The sequence below is a fragment of the Taishania pollutisoli genome (assembly GCF_014518315.1).
Taxonomy (GTDB): domain Bacteria; phylum Bacteroidota; class Bacteroidia; order Flavobacteriales_D; family Crocinitomicaceae; genus Taishania; species Taishania pollutisoli.
Genome location: NZ_JACVEL010000001.1, coordinates 705266 through 726291 on the forward strand (window position 1 = coordinate 705266; position 21026 = coordinate 726291).

Genomic DNA, 21026 nt, shown 5'->3' on the forward strand with positions numbered 1-21026 from the left:
AGTACGTTAAAATTATAACGAATTGATGTTGCTTTCGTAATAATATAGTATTATTGTAATGAAAACTGACTTGCTTCATCTATATTCTGTTTCATCGACGGAATGATTTTACATCTTCTGACACACTGAAACAGAATGGTTATAGAATACAACTTCCTGTAATTTATTGAATTGTATACTCAAGTGAGGTTTTATTTTACTACATTAATTTATGAAAAAAACACTGCTATATTTACTACTCTTATCGGGAAATCTGCTAAATGCCCAAAATTTAGTGGTTAATCCCAGTTTTGAAATTACCAATACGAATTGCAGCGGATTCGGGGGTGAAGGATTCCGTCAGGACTTAAATCCTTCGTGGGATAATGCCAATTCAAATATTCCGGGAGACAGTTGTTCATCTCCTGACTTATTTTCGGCATGTAACCCCATTGCAACAGGGATGCCAGATGCAACAGCATTTGGAATAGGATGGCAATATTCCAGAACCGGAACACGCCACGCGGGACTCATTGCCTATTCTGCTCCCTTTGGTTTTGCTGACAACTACCGGGAATACATCCAGGGACACACGACAGCTCCACTTGTTGCCGGACAAACCTATTGTGTTTCTTTCTATATCAGCCTGGCAGACGGAAGTCCCTGGGGTGTTGAGAATATCGGGGTTTACTTTTCCAACAACCAATACCTGAGAAATGCCTGTACACAAGGATCCCGGATAAATGTAACACCTCATCTGACAAATAATTGCGGTATTCTTTTAGATACTGTCAACTGGGTAAGGCTACAATGGGATTATGTTGCTACAGGTGGTGAGCAGTATTTTATCATCGGTAACTTCAACGCCGACGGTGCCACAACAAGAGCTGCGGCAGGAGGATCCGGATTCGGAAATTATTTTGCATACTATTTTATCGACGACGTCAGCATTGTTCAGAATACCTGCTGTTATGCTGAAATTGCTTCTTCCAGTGCCTGTCTTTCGGATGCTCCGTTTAATTTATCCGCTACATCAGGGGTCGGATGCAGTTCAACAATTACGGGAACGTGGAGCGGAACAGGAATTACCAATGCCTCCAGCGGAACATTTTCTCCCGCCGTCGCAGGAGTCGGCACACACACAATTACATTTACCGCCACCTGCGGTTTTGTAACAACGACAACAGTGACCGTCTCTCCCTGTGCGCTACAAGTATGCCAGGAATCAAACGGAAGTCTTACTGCTTCAGGAGGAGTGAACCCGTATACGTGGGCCTATTTCCAACCTGGCGGGACAGTACAAATAACGAATCAAGCTCAATGTACTGCATGCGGATATACCTGGCAGCCATTCCTCAATCAATGTATGAATGGTTTTATGCCCGCAACTTCATGTACAACCGCTGACAGTTGGGTCAATTTCGGAACGGGAAGTAACGTCCCTGCCCCGTCTACCTATCCTATTCAGGTCACAGATGGAAGCGGTGCCACTATCACCATTAACAATGCGTCTTCTTTAACTGCGTGCAGTACTGATCCATGTGCAACAACAACAATCAGTATTGCCATGAACCCGGTGCATGTCACTTGCAGTGCCAACGGATCCGCAACAGCAACACCGTCCGGCGGAGCAACACCTTATACATACAGTTGGAATACCTCGCCGGTACAAACAACTGCAACAGCAACCAATTTGCCGGCTGGAAATTACACCGTAACGGTAACAGATAATGCAGGATGTACTGCCACACAGTCGGTGACGATCAATCCGGCTGCTACCGGCCCGACTGTTACAACAGCATCTACACCTGTCGGATGTGCAGGAAATAATGGTACTGCTACAGCAACCGTATCAGGAGGAACGACTCCATATACCTATAGTTGGAACACGATTCCTGTACAGACAACGGCAACGGCAACCAATTTACCGGCTGGAAACTATACTATAACGGTAACAGACAATGCGGGATGTACTGCTACTGCAAATGTAACTGTGAGTAATGCTGCATCTAATCCAACCGTTACAACTACATCAACCATTGCAGGATGCGCAGGAGCAAATGGTACTGCTACAGCAACCGTATCAGGAGGATCAGCACCATACACCTATAGCTGGAACAGTACCCCGGTACAAACGACAGCGACAGCGACGAATCTGCCTGCAGGAAATTATACCGTAACGGTAACAGATAATGCAGGATGTATTGCTACTGCAAACGTAACCGTTAATCAATCTTCCAATCTCACACTGGCTATTTCAGAGACAGATCCGCTATGTGCAGGAGGTACCGGTTCCGCAACAGTTACAGTGAGCGGAGGAACTCCGGGATATACTTATAACTGGTCTCCTGCGGGAGGAAATGCAGCAACGGCGGGGAACCTCACTGCAGGTTCCTATACTGTAACTGTAACAGACAATGCAGGATGTTCATCACAAGCAAGTATCCAGATCAACGATCCTTCTGCTACAACATTAACGATGTCTTCCACACAAACGCAGTGTACTGTCAATAGTGGAACCGCAACCGTAACAGCATCAGGAGGAACACTGCCTTATACCTACAATTGGAGTACCACTCCTTCTCAGACAACAGCTACAGCCAGTAATCTGGGAGCAGGAAATTACACTGTTACAGTAACCGATGCGAACGGATGCCAGTCGACAAGTTCTGTGATTATCAATGCTGCCAATGCACCAGCATTAACGATTACCAACAGCCAGGATGTTTTCTGTTTCGGAGACACAAATGGAACCGCAACCGTAACAGCATCAGGAGGAACACCGGGATATACGTATTATTGGTTCCCTTCCGGTGAAACTTCAGCTACAGCCAGTAATCTCGAGCCAGGTGATTATACAGTTACCGTAAGGGACAATGCGGGATGTACAGCAATCGAACAAGTGACAATCGGGGAGCCGGATCAACTGGTGGCTACAGCTTCTGTTTCAGATGCTAATTGTGGTGAAGCAGACGGAGAGGTTTCCCTGAATGTAAGCGGAGGAAACGGAAATTATACATATAGCTGGGATCCTGTTGTCAGCACTGGAAACGTGGCGACGGGATTACCGATCGGAACATATACAGTGAATATTGCGGACGCATTGGGATGTACGACTTCCGTAACTGCAACGGTTCTGACATTGGTATCATTCAACCTGGATGCTGCTCCTGCAGTGTCATCGATTGAACCGGGAGATAATGTCGGTTTAACGCTGACGATTGAACCGGGAGTTGTTGCAACGACAATCAGTTGGACACCTCCGACAGGATTAAGCTGCACGGATTGTGATAATCCTGTTGCTTCTCCAACAGTTACTACAACATATCATGTCATGGTTATCAGTGATGAAGGGTGTGTAGCTGTTGACTCTGTTACCGTTATTGTGACGCAGCCGTGTGGAGAATTGTTTGTACCAACTATTTTTTCACCAAACGGTGATGGGTTAAACGACCTGGAATGTGTAATGGGAAGCTGTGTACACTCCATTGATTTTACAATATACAATCGTTGGGGAGAAGCTGTTTTTCATTCAAAAGACCCTTCTCAGTGTTGGGATGGTACTTTTAGAGGGAAGCCTGTGCAAACCGGTGTGTACGTATACAAACTGGAGGCAATGCTGGTAACCGGAGAGACCGTCCGGGAATCCGGAAATATAAATGTAACTCGATAAAAACTTAACAAAAAACCGCAACTATGAAACGCTTATGTATTGGAATGTTCCTGATTTTGCCTTTCACTCACCAGGCACAGGATATTCATTTTTCTCAAATGGCGTATTCGCCGTTAACCTTAAACCCTGCATTGACAGGGGCTAATTATGATTTGCAAGCCAACATCAACTATAGAAATCAATGGAACAGTGTTGCAGAGCCATTTCAAACCATTGCCGCATCAGTTGACACCCGGCTGAACGCAAAGAAGAAAAGAAGGAAAAAGGCACATTTAGCGGCAGGTATTAATTTTTTTAACGACAGGGCAGGATCCGCTCAGGTGATGACCAATAATGTCAACCTTCACTTCGCGACACATGTAATGCTGGGATCCGGACATACGCTGGGGGCAGGTATTTATGGTGGATGGGCACAACGGTCCCTCAATCCCTATGCGGGAAAATGGGGAAGTCAGTACAACGGGCTGGAGTACGATCCGACCCTGCAAAGCGGTGAAGTTTTTACTTCTTCAGCTTTTCATATGTTTGATACAGGGGCAGGTCTGGTGTACACTTTTCAATCCGGTGAATCGAGAATAGCGGAAAATGACACAAAGCTACTGAATGTCGGATTTGCCGCCTATCACCTGAACCGACCGGGGTATTCCTTTATCGACCGGCCGCAGGAACGGATGTATATGCGGTTTTCCGGATTTGTTAACGGTTCATTCGGAATCCGCAACACGCGGATAATACTGGAACCGGGAGTATTCTTTCATCAGCAGGGAAATGCCCGTGAAATTTTCTTCGGAATGTACGGTAGATACATTCTCAAAGGAGAATCACGGATTACAAGCTTTGTTCAACGGACAACCGTTGCATTGGGGTTGTTCTGCAGAAATCAGGATGCATTGGTTGCGAAAGCACACGTAGAATGGAATGGGGTCGGGGTCGGAATTGCTTATGACTTCAATTTATTCAACTCGCTGGTAGCAATGTCCCGTTCACGGGGTGGTTTTGAAATATCCATGCGGTGGATTATTCCGAATCTATATGTCAGATCGAGTAAAATCCGATAATATTTTACCGACATAATACATTCTTAACGGCAAAGCGGGATTTTTTTAATATATTTAGTGGTTGAAACGAAGGATGCAGGTGTATCCTGTCAAACAATCAGAATATGCTTATTGAAGTAAATCCGCACAACATAGACGACCGGATCATCAACCAGATTACCGAAAGTTTAAAGAAAGGAGGTGTCATCATTTTTCCTACGGATACGGTGTATGCCATGGGATGCGACTTGTACAGCAAAAAAGGGCTACAGGAATTGGCAAAACTGAAGGATGTCAAGTTATCAAAGTCTAATTTTTCAATCATCTGTAAAGACTTCAGTGATATTTCCAATTATGTGAAACACATTTCCAGGCCGGTTTTCAAATTGCTCAAACAGCATCTTCCCGGACCTTTTACGTTTATTCTTCAGGCAACCAATGAGGTTCCGAAGTTGTTTGACAGTAACAGGAAAGAAATAGGGATTCGTATTCCGGACAACCGGATTATCATCGAAATAGTTGAAAAGCTGGGAAATCCGGTCGCTGTTACCTCTCTGCACAACGACGAAGATACAATACAGGATTATTTTGCCGATCCATACGCAATTTATGAACGCTATGAAGATAAAGTGGACTATATCATTGACGGTGGATATGGCAACCTGGACGCATCAACAATTGTTGATTGTACCGATGAGGCACCGCAGATTATCCGCCAGGGAATAGGAATACTGGAATTATAACTTTTTACATACATAAAAACGGAGAAAACTTTGTTACTTGCTGACCTTATTTCTATTTTTGTGCCATGCAAGAAATGATATTAATACTGGATTTCGGTTCTCAGTATACACAGCTTATAGCAAGAAGAATCAGAGAACTGAATGTTTATTGTGAAATTCATCCGTGGAACAAGATTCCTGAACTCACTCCGAATATCAAAGGCGTGATTCTTTCAGGAAGTCCGTTTTCTGTACGCGATGAAAACTCCCCCACTCCTGATTTAACACAAATAAAAGGGAAGCTACCGTTGTTGGGTGTTTGTTTCGGAGCACAATACCTCTCCAGTAAGTATGGAGGGGAAGTACTTGCATCAACGATCCGGGAGTATGGAAGAGCCAATCTTTCTTCTGTCAGTCAGAACAACAAATTGACAAAAGGAATGAGCGTTGGTTCCCAGGTGTGGATGTCGCATGGAGACACCATCAAGAAAGTTCCGTCCAATTATACCATTATCGCCAGCACAACTGACGTTGAAATTGCAGGATATGAGATCCAGGGAGAACAAACCTATGGAATTCAGTTCCACCCGGAAGTATATCATTCGCTGGAAGGAGCTATTCTGATTAAGAACTTCGTTGTTGAAATCTGTCAGTGTAAACAATCGTGGACACCGCATTCATTTGTGGAATCTACCGTTGCTGAACTAAAAGAAAAATTAGGCAACGACAAAGTCATTCTTGCATTATCCGGAGGAGTCGATTCTTCTGTTGCAGCTGTATTGTTGCACAAAGCCATCGGAGAAAACCTGTATTGTATTTTTGTTGACAATGGACTGTTGCGCAAGAATGAATTCCAGGATGTACTGGACTCCTATAAACACATGGGGTTGAATGTAAAGGGAGTAAACGCTTCCGAAAAATTTTATACTGCGTTAAAAGGACTGTCTGATCCTGAATTGAAGCGAAAAGCAATCGGTAAAACCTTTATTGACGTCTTCGACGAAGAAGCGAAATTGGTTGAAGGAGCAAAATGGTTGGGTCAGGGAACAATATACCCGGATGTGATTGAATCTGTTTCTGTAAATGGCGGACCTTCTCAAACAATTAAATCGCATCACAATGTCGGCGGACTTCCTGATTATATGAAATTACAGGTTGTAGAACCGCTCCGACTGTTATTCAAAGACGAAGTGAGAAGAGTCGGTAAATCATTGGATATTGACGATGCGATCTTACAACGACACCCTTTCCCTGGTCCGGGATTAGGAATCAGAATTCTGGGGGAAGTAACGGCGGAAAAAGTGCGTATTATCCAGGAAGTGGATCACATTTTTATTTCCAGCCTCAAAGAAGACCGCTTATACGGTGATGTTTGGCAGGCAGGTGCCATTTTCCTTCCGGTACAATCTGTTGGAGTAATGGGAGACGAACGGACATATGAAAATGCTGTTGCATTACGTGCTGTTTCTTCCACTGACGGGATGACGGCAGATTGGGTGCATTTACCGTATGATTTCCTGGCGAAAGTTTCCAATAAAATCATCAACCAGGTGAAAGGAATCAATCGCGTGACCTATGATATTAGTTCTAAACCACCTGCAACAATTGAGTGGGAATAATGTTTTGGCACATAGATTGTAAACCGATATATCAAAAAAACCGTTAGCATGAGACACTTTCTTTTTACTGCTTTACTTATTGTTTTCAGCTTTGTATCGTTTGGTCAACTGGAAGATGTAAAGATTGAGTCCAGAAACGGACAACGCGTATATGTGCATGTTATTCAAAAAGGAAATACCTTATGGGGATTGCACAAATTATACGATGTACCCGTAGAGAAGATTGTTGCGGGTAACCCGGGCGTTGAAAACGGATTACAGGAAGGACAAATTGTTTACATTCCCGTTCCTGTGGTTACGCAGGAAAAAACGCATACGGTTGCGACCGGAGAAACCTTGTATTCAATTTCCAGAAAGTATGATGTGAATGTAAAGGATTTGACCCGGTGGAATCCGGGAAGTGATCAGGGAATCAAGGAAGGGCAGCAGCTCAAAATTTTCAATTCAACGTATGTTACCGGTGAAAAAGCCGAGCCGGCAGCAGCAGAGCAAGCGAAAGAACCAGCAGCAAATCCTGTGAAAATAACGTTCAATGACTCAATTGTAGAGCATACCGTTGCACAGGGAGAGACATTGTACAGTATTTCGAGAAGATACCTGGTTCCATCCGAAAAAATTATCGCATTCAACAACAAGAAAAACAACAATATCAAACCGGGTGAGGTATTAAAAATACCGTTGAAAAAAGAACGCATTGCAAAAGTTGATGTGCGTGAAGTTCCCGACAAAGAAACCGGAAAAAAGGTAGATAATTCATTAATTTTCAAGAAAAAAGATGAATATCATGTAGCGATCATGCTTCCTTTCATGTTGAATAAAGGAGCCGGTTATTCAGAAGCGATCTCGAATATGGCCGCTGAGTTTCTGATGGGAGCCCAAATGGCAATTGACAGTTTAGAAAAAGCAGGATTAAACGCTAAAGTATATGTATACGACACGGAAAACAGTCCTGAAAAGATCCGATCAATCCTGGCAAAACCTGAACTGGCATCGATGGATCTCATCATCGGGCCGCTCAATAAATCCAATGCGCCACTGGTAGCGGATTGGTGCCTGGAACACAAAGTACGCATGGTTTGTCCGGTCAACGTTGATACGAAGATTTTACAGAACAACCCGTACGTATATACAACGATGGGTAGTGACATTACCCTGATGAAGGGGTTGGCAAAATTTATGGCACAGCAGTTCAAAGGAAGTAAAATTGTGTTGATCAAACCGACCACTCCGCAAGATTCTGTATTGTACCAGGCATTCCGATCAGAGTACAACCGTTTGGCAGGCGCAGGCGCAACAAAATTAATTGAAACATCACCGGGTAATTTCTCCGGGTACCTCTCTAATTCGGGAAGAACAGCACTTGTTTTCCCGACGAATGATGTTAAATCAGCAACCAGCTTCATGAATGAATTGAGCCGGTATGCTCACAAGTTCGGAAGTTCGTCTTATGTATTCGGAACAGACGCCTGGTTGGATATGGATGGAATCAATGCATTTTATCGTAACAAATATCGCATCACGGTTCCGACTTCCATGGATCTGAATTATAACTACGAACGAACCAAGATTTACCATCGAAAATACCGTTCCCTGTACCAGTCTGATTTTACAAAAGTAGCGATTCAGGGCTTTGATGTCATGTACAACTTCTGTTCGGAACTTTTATTGGATAAAAAAGCAGGACAATTGATCATGAACGATTTTGAATCCATCCAGATTGGTCCGAATCACGGGTTTGAGAACCAACATACAGAAATCCTGACACACAGCGAATACGAATTAAAAAACATCAGTAATGGCCTTGAATAAGGAACAAATTTCTGAACGTTTTAAAGCGCTTCAGAAATATATCTGCCGGTACCTGGAACACGTGGACGGGACAGCGCAATTTGTTTCTGACAACTGGACGCGTGAAGCCGGAGGCGGCGGAAGGACAAACACACTCACAGAGGGTGCTGTGATTGAAAAGGGAGGTGTGGCTTTTTCAGCTGTCTATGGTCCCGTTTCCGAACAAATGAAAAATGCTTTGCTGGTAGACGGTTCCGAATTTTATGCCACCGGCGTTTCCATTGTCATTCATCCGAAAAGTCCGCATGTTCCGATCATTCATATGAATGTTCGGTATTTTGAATACGACAACGGAAAGAAATATTGGTTCGGGGGAGGAATTGATCTAACACCTCATTATGTGATTCCTGAACAGGCAACAGCCTTTCACACGGAATTAAAAACGATTTGTGACAAATACAATTCTGACTTTTATCCACGTTTCAAAAACTGGGCAGATGACTATTTCTTCCAACCACACCGTAATGAAACCAGGGGAATAGGCGGTATTTTCTACGATCACCTGGATGAAACCTGCGGATTGAGCAAACAACAATTACTTGACTTTGCAGTTGACCTGGGAGAGGCATTCCCACGCTTGTATGAATACCAGGTAAACCTGGGGAAAGATAAAGCCATTCTTCCGGAACACATTCAATGGCGAAACATCCGGAGAGGGCGCTACGTTGAATTTAATTTGCTTCACGACCGCGGAACCAAATTCGGGTTGCACAGCGGAGGCCGAACAGAATCGATCTTAATGAGTCTTCCGAAAGATGCTTCCTGGGAATATATGAAACCTATTCCTGCAGGAAGCATCGAAGAACAAACACAATCGTTGTTGAAAAAAGGGGTTGACTGGGTTCCCTTAACGGATCATTAATTTACCTGTACTTGTTCCTCCGTTCGTCAGATCACGTAATTCATACACGTAAATTCCCTGCATCATTTTTTCTGTATTCACCTGTACGATTGAAGTAGCGTCATGCCGTTGCTGATAGATCATTTTCCCTGTTATATCCGTAATCAACAACTCTGCATCCACACTTGTTTTCAATTCAAAGTATACCACTCCGTCTGTCGGGTTCGGATATACTTTCAGGCCGGACAATTCCAGGTTTTCCAGCGTTAATCCCGATGGGAATTCAATGGTGTTCAGCGCAACGTTGGTTACAATCGGTTCGTTGGTATCAAAATAAATTTCTACTTTATTTTTAATCTCCGTTCCGGGATCTAAATCCTGCTCCATCGCGATTTCGAAGCGAACAAATCCGTGGCTTTCCGGTTCATTGGAAGCACTATCCGGAAGGTTAATATGTGGAAAACGGAACCGGATCGTGTTCTCATTCAGCCATTCAGGGATCATTTGGTGACTTGTTTCAAGAATTCTGAGTGTACGCGGCAGCAGATTTTCCTCCAACGTATCGATTACACTGATATGAATTGCTTCCGCGGTCCCTGTATTTTGAAAATGGATGGTATACGTCAATTTTTCGGTCGTCGGAGGAATAAACCCTTCTGTCCCTTCTCCTTTCGGCGACACTTCTTTGATATTGGGATCGTATGAATTGACAATCGGGACACTGAATGTATAGGAATTATTAGACGGATCAACATCATCGGGGTGTACTTCGGTCATCAGTTCAAATGTCAGTAAATCGCCAATGTTCACAGCCAATGTCGGAGTCAATTCAATTCCTCCGAGGAATAGGTTAAAATATCCCTGATTGTTATTATTTGCCAGGTTATTCAAATTCACATAATTCCAGATCAGTGTATCTCCACTCACAAGATCTGCCGGGTTGCTGCTATTAGACGGATCATACACTACATTCGGATCCAGTTTGAGTTTTAATGTTCCTGAAACAGGTGTACACCCAATATTGTACACCCGCGGATACAGGAAAAACGGAATTGCCGGGCGGGCATTTGTCCAGTATGAATACACTCTTGTATCCAAATCACTACATTGAAGCGGGAAATCAACATTTCCCTGAGGTAGTGAGGTAAATGTATAACTTGACTGGAAACATGAACCCGGAAGAAATGCAAACTGGTAGACGGAAGGGATACTTACCGTATAATCAATTAGCCAACTTTCCTGAATTGTCCGTTGGTACATGCCATTATTATTTCCTCCGCTATTTCCTCCTGACAAAGGTGGATATATATAATTTGCACTTACAGAAGGCAGTAGACCTACAATACTTTCATCTCCCTGTGAATACGCGCAATCATTGTCGTTGTCAACATACATTCTTCCCGATATTGTGTTGTAATTGCATGGATTCGGTACAAAGACATCACTCATCATTACTGAATACAGGTAAAGCGTATCGTCGTCTGAAATAATTTTGTGAATCCCATGATAGACCGGCACATTCGTATGGTTATTAAAAACCATATCGTCTGGTTCACTTGATGACTGTTGGGTAGTATATGCATTCCAATAGGGGTCTCCATAGATATTTATAAACTGGTTGATCAGTTGCCCTTGCTCATCGATCAGTTTAAGCGTGTCATTTACGAATGAATTATTGATGTAGACATTCATTTCTACCATCACATCCGAATAACAATGCTGATCGTCGTGATTTATGAGTGTCCCGAAGTAGTGAACGGTGATATCTCCTTGCTGTTGAGATTGTCCTAACGATTGAAAATAAAGGCAGAAAATAGCCGCAAAAATGATAATTGCTTTCATAGTAAAAATTTTAGTTGTTAGTATTACTGTGAAAACGAAAGAAAGCAAACGCGGTTGCCTTAACCAGGTGTTACTCCCCGGCAAACAAGAATTTATTCGGGGAAACCAAATGTGTCTTAACTGCATACATGACAATACCTGCCGTATTTTTTACCCCTAATTTTGAAAGGATGTTTTTTCGATGTGTATTGATGGTGTGATTGCTCAAAAACAGTTCTTCGGCGATTTGTGCATTCGTCAAACCTTCGGCAATCATTTTGATGATCTGTACTTCCCGCTCTGACAAGGAAATCGGCTCGCAGGTAAATGAATCAAAATCAATATCGTTTACATCAATGGAAGCACGTTGAATGGTTTCCAAAATCTGACCACAAAAGAATTTTTTGCCTTTCGCTGTTTCCTGCACCGCATCCAGAATTTCTCCCAGGTCACAATCTTTCTTCACATAGCTTTGTACCCCTGAACGCAATGCATTGACAAGTGTTTGCGCGCTTTGTTCAGGTGTAATTGCAAGAAAACGAACGTTTGGAGATTTTTGAAGTGCTTTAGGAATGACGTCTATTTCGAAGTTATCGGAAGTATAGTCAATCAATACGACATCCGTAGTAAAACTTTTCAGACATTCCAGTAATTCTTCCGAAGATTTTGCCTCACCAACCACCTTAACGGGTTGTAAAGTATTGAGAATCGTGCGCAAACCGATTCTCATCAAGTTATTACCATCGGCGATGACAACCTTCATAATTTAGAATCATTTTAGATAACAAAAGTATAAAATCTAATTAAATTACCTCGTAAAAAATGAAACTTTATTGAAAAGAAAACGTGAAAAAAAATGAACAATCAAATGTAAATCATTTAATCTTCTTTCGGCGCAGGATCATCTTCCGGTTGTTCTTCACCTGTGGCCAATTTGCTGTTTTTCTGACCATAAGCAAAATAAACAACAACACCCAGTGCCATCCAGATGATTAATCGAATCCAGCTTTCCAACGGCAAAGCATACATCAGATATCCGCACACCAGTACTCCGGCGATCGGAATATATGGAACCAACGGTGTCTTGAACGAACGAGGTGCATCCGGCATTTTCTTACGGAGAACAAGAACGCCGATACAAACCAATGAAAAGGCCAATAACGTACCGATACTTACCATGTGTCCCAGATCAGAAACAGGAACAAAACCTGCGAACAGGCTGACAAAGATCATAAAGAATACGTTTGTTTTCCACGGCGTTGCAAACTTAGGATGTAAATGACTGAAGAAAGAAGGCAATAAACCGTCCTTACTCATGGAAAAAAAGACACGGCTTTGTCCCAGCAACATCACAAGAATCACAGATGTATAACCAGCCAATATCGCAATGATTAACCCCGTTTGTAAAAAGGTATAAGGTGTTTGCGCGAAAGCCGTCGCTGCCGGTTTTGCATCTCCTTTGAACACTTCAAAAGGAACCAGTCCTGTCATAACATGTGAAAATAAAACGTATAAAATCGTACAGATCAATAATGACCCGATGATTCCGATCGGCATCCCTCTTTGGGGATTTTTAGCTTCCTGAGCAGCAGTTGAAACAGCATCAAAACCAATAAAAGCGAAGAATACCGTTGCTGCTCCGGCAGCGATTCCACTCCATCCGAAAACTCCTTTTACTCCTGTATTTTCAGGAATGTATGGTGTATGGTAATCCGGATTGATATAACTCCACCCCAGTACGATAAACAACAATACAACCGCAACTTTAAGCACCACTAAAATATTGTTAATCATCGCCGATTCCCTGGTTCCGCGAATCAGCACCAAAGAAAGTAAACTGACAATAAAAATGGCAGGAAGATTAATGATTCCTCCTTCAAACGGGCCTTTTACCAGACTTTCGGGAATGTGAATATTCATCGTATGAAGCAGTTCCAGCAGATAATGCGACCAGCTGACACCAACCGTCGCTGCACCCAACGCATATTCGAGGATCAAATCCCAACCGATAATCCACGCCATAAACTCCCCCATAGTTGCATAGGAATAAGTGTAAGCACTTCCCGCAACCGGAATCATCGAAGCAAATTCTGCGTAGCACAAACCTGCAAATGCGCACCCCAACGCTGCAAGCACAAATGATATCGTCACTGCCGGACCGGCATGTTCAGCCGCTGCAATACCGGTTAAAGAAAACAATCCTGCGCCGATAATTGCGCCAATTCCAAGCGCAACAAGTGATGTAGAACTTAATGAACGCTTCAAACCATTCGAACTAGATGCTTCACGTTGTAAACTAGCGATTGATTTCCTTTTCCCCCAAGAGTTTGCCATATAACAGTTTTATACTAAGTAAGAGTTTATTCAAGAATGCCAAATCTAATTAAAAATATAGGAAAATCAATAAAACAGTCAATTAGTTTTGCAAAAATTCCATTTAAATATTTTGATATTCAGTCTGTTATTTTTTAAATCGGGAAGGGATATTTGTTAAATTTAGTTTTGATATTCCCAAAGTTTCTTACTTTTGACCCAACAAATAAAATTGTTTTATGAAGAAAATAATTACTATGGCAATGGCAATTACAACAAGTATTGCCGTAAATGCACAAACACAAATTGGTAATTCAGGGTTTGAAAACTGGGAATCAGTATCCGGAGGGTCGGAGCCTGTAAACTGGAATAGCTTTTTAACTGCAAGTGGGGGGTTGGCAACTTTCGCTGCTAACCAGATTGAAGAAACAACAGACGTTCGTCCCGGGTCTGCAGGATCTAAAAGTGCAAGAATATGGTCCAGAAGTGTACTGGGTGTTGTTGCAAACGGAAACGTTACATTGGGTCGAATTAACATGGGATCCTCCAGTCCTTCAGATGCAAGTAACTATAATAAATCAATCATCGGAAACACTACGTTCTCTGAAGCAATGCCACACATTCCGGACTCCATCGTTTTCTGGGTAAAATTCACACCAAACGGGCACAATCAGAATGCGCGTATGAAAGCAACGATTCACGACAATTATGAATACCGCGACCCGGAAGATGCTGCTTCAACAAGTCATGTCGTTGCTTCTGCTATTGTCAACTTTCCGAATACAGGAGGTCAATGGGTTCGAAAATCTGTTCCTTTCAACTATACAGGGCCTGCTACAAGCGTTAATTACCTGTTGGTAACCTTCACTACAAACCAGACACCTGGTGGTGGTGCTTCAAATGATCAATTGTGGATCGATGATGTTGAACTGATTTATAACCCTGCCAACTTTAACACTTCTGCTACAACTGTTTGTACGGGTTCTACCATAACATACACCAACACAACAACGCTTACAAACCCAACTTATGCATGGTCATTTCCGGGTGGAACACCTGCAACCAGCAACGTTGCAAACCCTACAGTAACATACAATACACCAGGAACTTATAATGTAACGTTAACTGTTTCCAACCAATGGGGGAGTAAAACTGTAACGAAAACAAATCACGTTGCTGTTAATGCGATTCCTAATCCGGCATTTAATTACGATCAGGCCACTTATTGTTCAAATCTCGACAATCCTGTACCGACAACATCCGGAACCGGGACGTTCTCATCCTCTCCGGCAGGATTAACGTTTGCCAATACAGCTACAGGTGAAATTAACCTGGCGGCAAGTACAGCAGGAACGTACACGGTTACACATACAACATCCGGAGCATGTTCTTCTACTGCCACAAATACGGTTACAATTTTCCAGGGAGCCGATGCAAGTTTCAGTTACCCGACAAATACAATCTGTATCTTAGGGGGTGACCAAACACCATCGGTGACAGAAGCGGGAGGGACATTTAGTGCAGAACCGACAGGGTTAACATTTGTTAATGCTTCTACAGGTGAAATTGATGTAGACGGAAGTACTCCGGGGACATATGCAGTTTCGTACGTAAGAGGTGGCGGATGTCCGGATACTGTAACTGTAAATATTACATTGACAGACACACCAGATGCAACATTCAGCTACTCTAATGCTGCTTTCTGTCTGAATGCAAATGATGCTTCACCGATTTATGTAGCAGGAGCAAATGCTGGTGTATTCTCATCTACTATTGGATTAAACATCAACAGCAATACAGGAACAATTGACATTTCTGAAAGTACTCCGGGAACGTATACAGTAACAAATGACATTGCTGCAGTAGGAGCATGTCCGGCTGCATCTCATTCATTTGATGTAACGATTAACGACTTACCGGTCGTATCCTTTACATTAGCGGATGATACAATTTGTACAGGTTCACCTGCATTCAGTCTTTCAGGAGGATCTCCTGCCGGAGGAACGTATTCAGGAACAGGAGTTGGAGCAAATATCTTTAACCCTGCAGCTTTCCAGGCCGGAACGGTTACTGTCATTACATACACATATACAAACACATCGACTTCATGTTCTAACTCAGCGACTGACATCATTTCAATTGATGCATGTCTGAGCATTGAAGAAACGGAAGCAATTGAACCTGTTTCAGTATTCCCGAACCCTACAAACGGGTTGTTAAAAGTTGACAACATTCAATCTTCTGCTTTCTATACAGTTATTTCAATTTCAGGTCAGGTAATTGAGAGCGGTGAAATTTCTTCGCATTCCAATACAATTGATATGACACATATGCAGAATGGTGTGTATTTACTCCGCTTACAACAAGGAGAGAACACACAAACAGTGCGTGTGGTAAAACAATAGAATAAATTTTATACTTTTGCAAAGTCCCTTATTTCGAGATAAGAAATGAGGGGCTTTTTTGATTTAAAAATACCATTATGAAGCCTCTGATAGTACTTGTATTTGGAATAGTAGCTAATTCTTTATTTGCCCAAACTGCAAAAATTGTAGGGAAAATTACCGATCAGGATAACGAACCGATATTCGGAGCATCCGTAATTTACCGACAGGATGTAACCATTGGTGCCAATACTGACGAGAACGGAAATTACCTGTTAGAAGTTCCATTGGGAAAAGCCTTGCTAATTTTCCGGTACACGGGTATGACAACAGATACAATCAGCGTTGAGCTTGCCGCAGGGGATTTGAAAAGAGTCGATTTCCAAATGGATCCGATTCATACAAAAATAGAAGGAGTAGAAATCAAAGTCGGAAAATTTGACCGTCCGTTAGAAGAACAAACCGTTTCACTGGAAATCATCCGTCCGGAACTGATTGAAAACAAAAATACCCGAAGCATTGAATCGGCATTGGATCAAACCCCGGGACTTAACATTTTGGACGGTGAACCTCAAATTCGGGGAGGAAGCGGATTCACATTCGGCGTCGGATCAAAAGTCGCTGTTATTGTAGATGATATGCCGATGCTATCCGGAGATGCCGGGCGACCTGAATGGGGGTTCATCCCGGTAGAAAACATTCATCAGATTGAGGTGATTAAAGGAGCTTCTTCCGTTTTATCCGGAAGTTCCGCATTATCAGGAGCCATCCACATCCGTACCGCATATCCGAAATCCGAACCCCTCACAAAAGTGAATCTATACAGTGGGTTTTACTCCGAGCCCAATATTGAAGGAGCAAGATGGTGGAAACAAGCACCGTTGATTTCAGGAGCAAACGTATTGCACTCGCGAATTGCAGGAAATTGGGACATTGTTCTCGGAGCGAATGTGAATTATGACCACGGATATATGGGAGCGCCGGTACAAGATTCTCTTGTTGAAGCATTTTCTCCGGACACCCTGTCTAAATTCACAGAAAAGCAAATGACTTCTAAAAGAGCACGGGTCAATTTTAACATTCGACACAGAAGCAGAAAATTAAGGGGTCTGAACTATGGAATAAACGGAAACTTCATGATTTCTGAATCACCATTGGTTTTTGCCTGGCTGAATGATAGTTCCGGGCTTTACCAGGGATACCCGGGAGCTGTTTTTTTACAGGAACAATTTATTTTTAATGTCGATCCGTTTATCAACTTCATTACTGCTACCGAAGGAAAACATCATTTGCGAACGCGGATTCTTCATGCAGATAATAAGATGACAGCCAATCAATCCAACCGGGCAACGACGCTGTACGCAGACTATATGTTTCAGAAAACGATTGCAAGCCTTCGGGGAGTTGATTTTATCGCAGGAATAACAGGAAAACATACCGATTCTTATGCCAACATGTATGTCGGTTCAGGTTCCCCTAACAATAGATTATTAAACCTCTCAGCGTATACGCAACTTGAAAAAAAGGTAATGAATGTCTTAAACCTGTCTGTGGGAGGGCGCTTGGAATACTTCCAACTGAATGACTCTATAACAGCACTTAAACCAATTTTCCGGGCCGGAGCAAGCTTGAAAATTTTACAGGAAACTTACTTCCGTGCTTCTTATGGACAGGGATATCGCTTTCCGACCATTACAGAACGCTTTATCCGGACAGGAGTCGGAAATTTTGGTGTGTTTGCCAATCCTGAATTAAAACCGGAAAGCAGCTGGAATGCAGAAGTAGGGATCAAGCAAGGGATTAAGCTTGGAGGAATATACGGATACCTGGATATCGCAGGATTCTGGCAGGAATATAAAAATACCATTGAATACTTATTTGGTTTCTGGGGAACATCTTTCACACAGCTCAGCGACGGATTCGGATTCAAATTTTTGAATACAGGAAAGTCCAGAGTTTTGGGAATCGACCTTTCTTTTTCAGGGAAAGCCAACCTTGGTAAAAAAGCAGACATGGTCTTTTTACTGGGATACAACTATATTCTCCCTCAAACATTGACTCCGGAATATGTATATGCTGTAGATACAATGCTGACACAAAAAGAATACAGCTACAATTCGACTTCCCTGGATCCTTCGGGCAGGATATTAAAGTACCGTTTTCTTCACAATGTGAAAGCGGATGTTGAAGTGACTCTATTTAAAAAACTGGCAATCGGAGGAAGTGCTAAGTACTTCAGTAAAATTATCAATATGGATGGTGTAATTCAGGAATTTGAAGATGCAACACAAGGTCCGTTTATTCAAACAATCCGTTACATAGATTATTTTAAAGAGCACCAGCATGGTGTATGGATTTTTGACGCACGTATTTCCTATAACATCAATGAAAAACATAAATTAGCGGTGATCAGTGCCAATTTGCTGAATAAATCGTACTCGCTGCGTCCATTGAAAATCGAACAGCCGCGTACCATCATGCTGCAGTACACTTTTAAACTGGACAAGAACAGTTAATAACGCCTGAGCAGGTTGATCTGCATCAGTCACGACTTATTTGGTAAAAGATGATTGATATAGACTTCTTAATCGCATTGGTACTCATCCTGATCATGTTCGGGATCGGAGTATCGCTCACACTAAGTGAAGTAAAAGAAGTGTTTTCGAAACCGAAAGCTCTTCTTATTTCACTTACCTCACAAATGCTCCTCCTTCCCCTCATTGCATTCTCCATCTGTTATTTTTTTGACTTCCCGCTGTACATAAAAATGGGGTTGATCATCCTCGCAGCCAGTCCCGGGGGAACAACTTCCGGATTTATCACATTCCTGTTTAAAGGAAATACCGCTTTGTCTATTGTACTTACAACCGTCAATTCATTACTTACACTTATTTCTATCCCGTTAATTGTCAATTTTGCACTGCACCACTTTTATGGGACCACTGACGCTTTTCGCCTGCCTGTAGGGGAAACCATGAAAGAAATTTTTGTGTTAACAGCAATTCCCGCCTTTTCAGGAATTATGCTCCGGCAATGGAAACCTGCTATTGCACAAGTTATTGCAAAATATACCAAACCAGTCTCTACCCTATTACTTGGGATCGTTTTTACATTAAAATTCTTTGGCGGGAATGGGGAAAACGGAATTACAAAAGAAGAAGTCTTAGACATTTTTCCATATGCACTGTTGTTAAATGTACTTTGTTTTTTAACCGGGTATATTGTTTCCCGTATCTTTAAACTCGGGCTCAACAACCAGATTACCGTTTCTGTTGAATCGGCAGTACACAACACAACCATTGCTTTCCTTGTCTCCGGAACACTTCTACAAAAACCGGATTTCGGAAAAGTATCCCTTGTTTATGCCATGTTTTCCTTCTGGACTGCCCTGTTGTTCTGCTTTTTACTGACCACTCGTTTTCGTATGAACAACAGCAGTAAATAACCCTTCTCGTGGAAAAACATTCAACTACTGTTAACAATTTATTAATGTAGCGAAGAAAAAATTGCCGTAGCTTTGCAGTGAAATTTCTGTTGTGTTGTCCTTGAAGCACCTGTTTGCTGAAACCACTTCAGAAAAATGATTGCGTAGAAATGAGTAAATAATGTTCTTCATGAAACACCTGCAGGATCTTATATTACAAGATGCCCTGTGTGCCTTTTTTACAAAAGGGAGGCTGTTTCTACGCTTACAATCCTCGTATATTTCTTATCTATCTGTAATAACTTTAAATTCTGTATCATGAAAAAAGTAATACTATCATTAAGTTGTTTTGCAGTAATGGCTTCGGCTTTTGCGCAGGACTGTACAAAAATCTTTATCTCTGAATATGTAGAGGGATGGGGAAACAACAAAGCATTGGAAATCTATAACCCAACGGATCAGCCAGTGAATCTTTCTGAATATTTTGTTGCACGTGTTCGTGATGGACTAGGTCTGTCATCACTCACTGCTCAAAATTGTGTGCAATTAACTGGAGTTCTCCAGCCACATAGTACGCATGTAGGAGTATTAGATAAAAGAAACCCTGCTGGAACAGGGCAAGAGGCCCCCATCTGGGATTCTCTAGAAGTAAAGGCAGATGCTTTTTATTCAGCGGTATACAATAATAATAACACGTGGTACTGGAACGGAAACGATGCTGTAGCTTTATTCAAAGGAAATGCTTCTACACCACTCTCAACAAGTAATGTACTTTATGATATCATGGGAAAACACAATCAGCAAACAGCTGTTGGTTGGTCAACTGTTTCTCCTTATGATGGTACAGCAGGAGGGGCAAATGACATTATTGTCACTGAAGATCATTCATTAATTAGAAAGCCAGGGATAAAAAGAGGTCTTACAATTCAGGAAGCCGCTGCAGTAGGCTATATCTTTAATCCTTTAGAGCAATGGGATTCTATTCCTGCGGTGGTAAACAGATTGGATGAAAACGGAAATCCTATCCTTAATAATCAGGGAAATAATGTTGTAGACGGAAACTGGTCAACATTGAGATGGCATGCATGTGAATGTGACCCTGCATCATTAGGAGTAGATGCAATGAACCTGGATGAGATCAAATTGTATCCAAACCCGACAACAGGAGCATTTACAATCAGCGGATTGGACAAAGTTGCTACAATTGAAGTATACAACTCACTCGGTCAGGAAGTAACGACAATTAGAAACAACACACAAACATCTGTTTCTTTTGACTTAACAGAAAAAACAGGCATTTATATGGTAACCGTAACCGATCATTCCGGTCGTTCGGCTACTCAAAAAGTCATTGTAAAATAATAT

Annotated in this window: 13 protein-coding genes; 10 read left to right on the forward strand and 3 right to left on the reverse strand. The window is 42.2% G+C overall.

Translation table 11 applies throughout. The features are described from left to right. Positions 1–211 precede the first annotated feature (211 nt). The 6 genes from H9Y05_RS02905 (at position 212) to hemF (ending at position 9740) form a co-directional block, all read left to right on the forward strand. Positions 212–3652, forward strand: a complete 3441-nt coding sequence (locus tag H9Y05_RS02905) for a T9SS type B sorting domain-containing protein (RefSeq protein ID WP_216713448.1) — start codon at positions 212–214, stop codon at positions 3650–3652. 23 nt (positions 3653–3675) lie between these two features. Next, the gene (locus tag H9Y05_RS02910) at positions 3676–4710 is read left to right on the forward strand and encodes a PorP/SprF family type IX secretion system membrane protein (protein ID WP_163490611.1); all 1035 of its coding nucleotides are present in this window, start codon (positions 3676–3678) and stop codon (positions 4708–4710) included. 104 nt (positions 4711–4814) lie between these two features. Beyond that, entirely contained in the window at positions 4815–5432 is a 618-nt protein-coding gene (locus tag H9Y05_RS02915; RefSeq protein ID WP_163490612.1) for an L-threonylcarbamoyladenylate synthase, read from the forward strand. 65 nt (positions 5433–5497) lie between these two features. Further along, entirely contained in the window at positions 5498–7030 is a 1533-nt protein-coding gene (gene guaA / locus H9Y05_RS02920) for a glutamine-hydrolyzing GMP synthase (protein WP_216713449.1), read from the forward strand. Between the two features lie 48 nt (positions 7031–7078). Continuing rightward, positions 7079–8839: a LysM peptidoglycan-binding domain-containing protein gene (locus H9Y05_RS02925; protein WP_216713450.1), complete on the forward strand. Its 1761-nt coding sequence runs from the start codon at positions 7079–7081 to the stop codon at positions 8837–8839. Continuing rightward, positions 8826–9740, forward strand: coding sequence for an oxygen-dependent coproporphyrinogen oxidase (gene hemF, locus H9Y05_RS02930; RefSeq protein WP_163490615.1), 915 nt, complete (start codon positions 8826–8828; stop codon positions 9738–9740). Before H9Y05_RS02925 ends, hemF begins: the two co-directional genes overlap by 14 nt. Here the strand turns inward: hemF and H9Y05_RS02935 are convergent. The 3 genes from H9Y05_RS02935 to H9Y05_RS02945 form a co-directional block, all read right to left on the reverse strand. Beyond that, entirely contained in the window at positions 9726–11561 is a 1836-nt protein-coding gene (locus H9Y05_RS02935; protein WP_216713451.1) for a DUF7619 domain-containing protein, read from the reverse strand. The genes hemF and H9Y05_RS02935 overlap by 15 nt on opposite strands. A 70-nt stretch (positions 11562–11631) precedes the next feature. Further along, positions 11632–12303 carry a response regulator transcription factor gene (locus tag H9Y05_RS02940; RefSeq protein WP_163490617.1) on the reverse strand — a complete coding sequence of 224 codons (672 nt, stop codon included), beginning with the start codon at positions 12301–12303 and terminating at the stop codon, positions 11632–11634. A 116-nt stretch (positions 12304–12419) separates the two neighbouring features. Then, the gene (locus tag H9Y05_RS02945; protein WP_163490618.1) at positions 12420–13874 is read right to left on the reverse strand and encodes an amino acid permease; all 1455 of its coding nucleotides are present in this window, start codon (positions 13872–13874) and stop codon (positions 12420–12422) included. A gap of 218 nt (positions 13875–14092) precedes the next feature. Between H9Y05_RS02945 and H9Y05_RS02950 the strand changes: the two genes are divergently transcribed. The 4 genes from H9Y05_RS02950 to H9Y05_RS02965 all read left to right on the forward strand — a co-directional run bounded on the left by H9Y05_RS02950 (position 14093) and on the right by H9Y05_RS02965 (position 21023). Then, positions 14093–16258 carry a T9SS type A sorting domain-containing protein gene (locus H9Y05_RS02950; RefSeq protein WP_216713452.1) on the forward strand — a complete coding sequence of 722 codons (2166 nt, stop codon included), beginning with the start codon at positions 14093–14095 and terminating at the stop codon, positions 16256–16258. 77 nt (positions 16259–16335) lie between these two features. Further along, positions 16336–18753: a TonB-dependent receptor gene (locus tag H9Y05_RS02955; protein ID WP_163490620.1), complete on the forward strand. Its 2418-nt coding sequence runs from the start codon at positions 16336–16338 to the stop codon at positions 18751–18753. Between the two features lie 50 nt (positions 18754–18803). Next, positions 18804–19682 carry a bile acid:sodium symporter family protein gene (locus tag H9Y05_RS02960; RefSeq protein ID WP_216713453.1) on the forward strand — a complete coding sequence of 293 codons (879 nt, stop codon included), beginning with the start codon at positions 18804–18806 and terminating at the stop codon, positions 19680–19682. 297 nt (positions 19683–19979) lie between these two features. Beyond that, a complete protein-coding gene (locus tag H9Y05_RS02965) occupies positions 19980–21023 on the forward strand; it encodes a T9SS type A sorting domain-containing protein (RefSeq protein ID WP_163490622.1) in 1044 nt (347 codons plus the stop codon). Positions 21024–21026 lie beyond the last annotated feature (3 nt).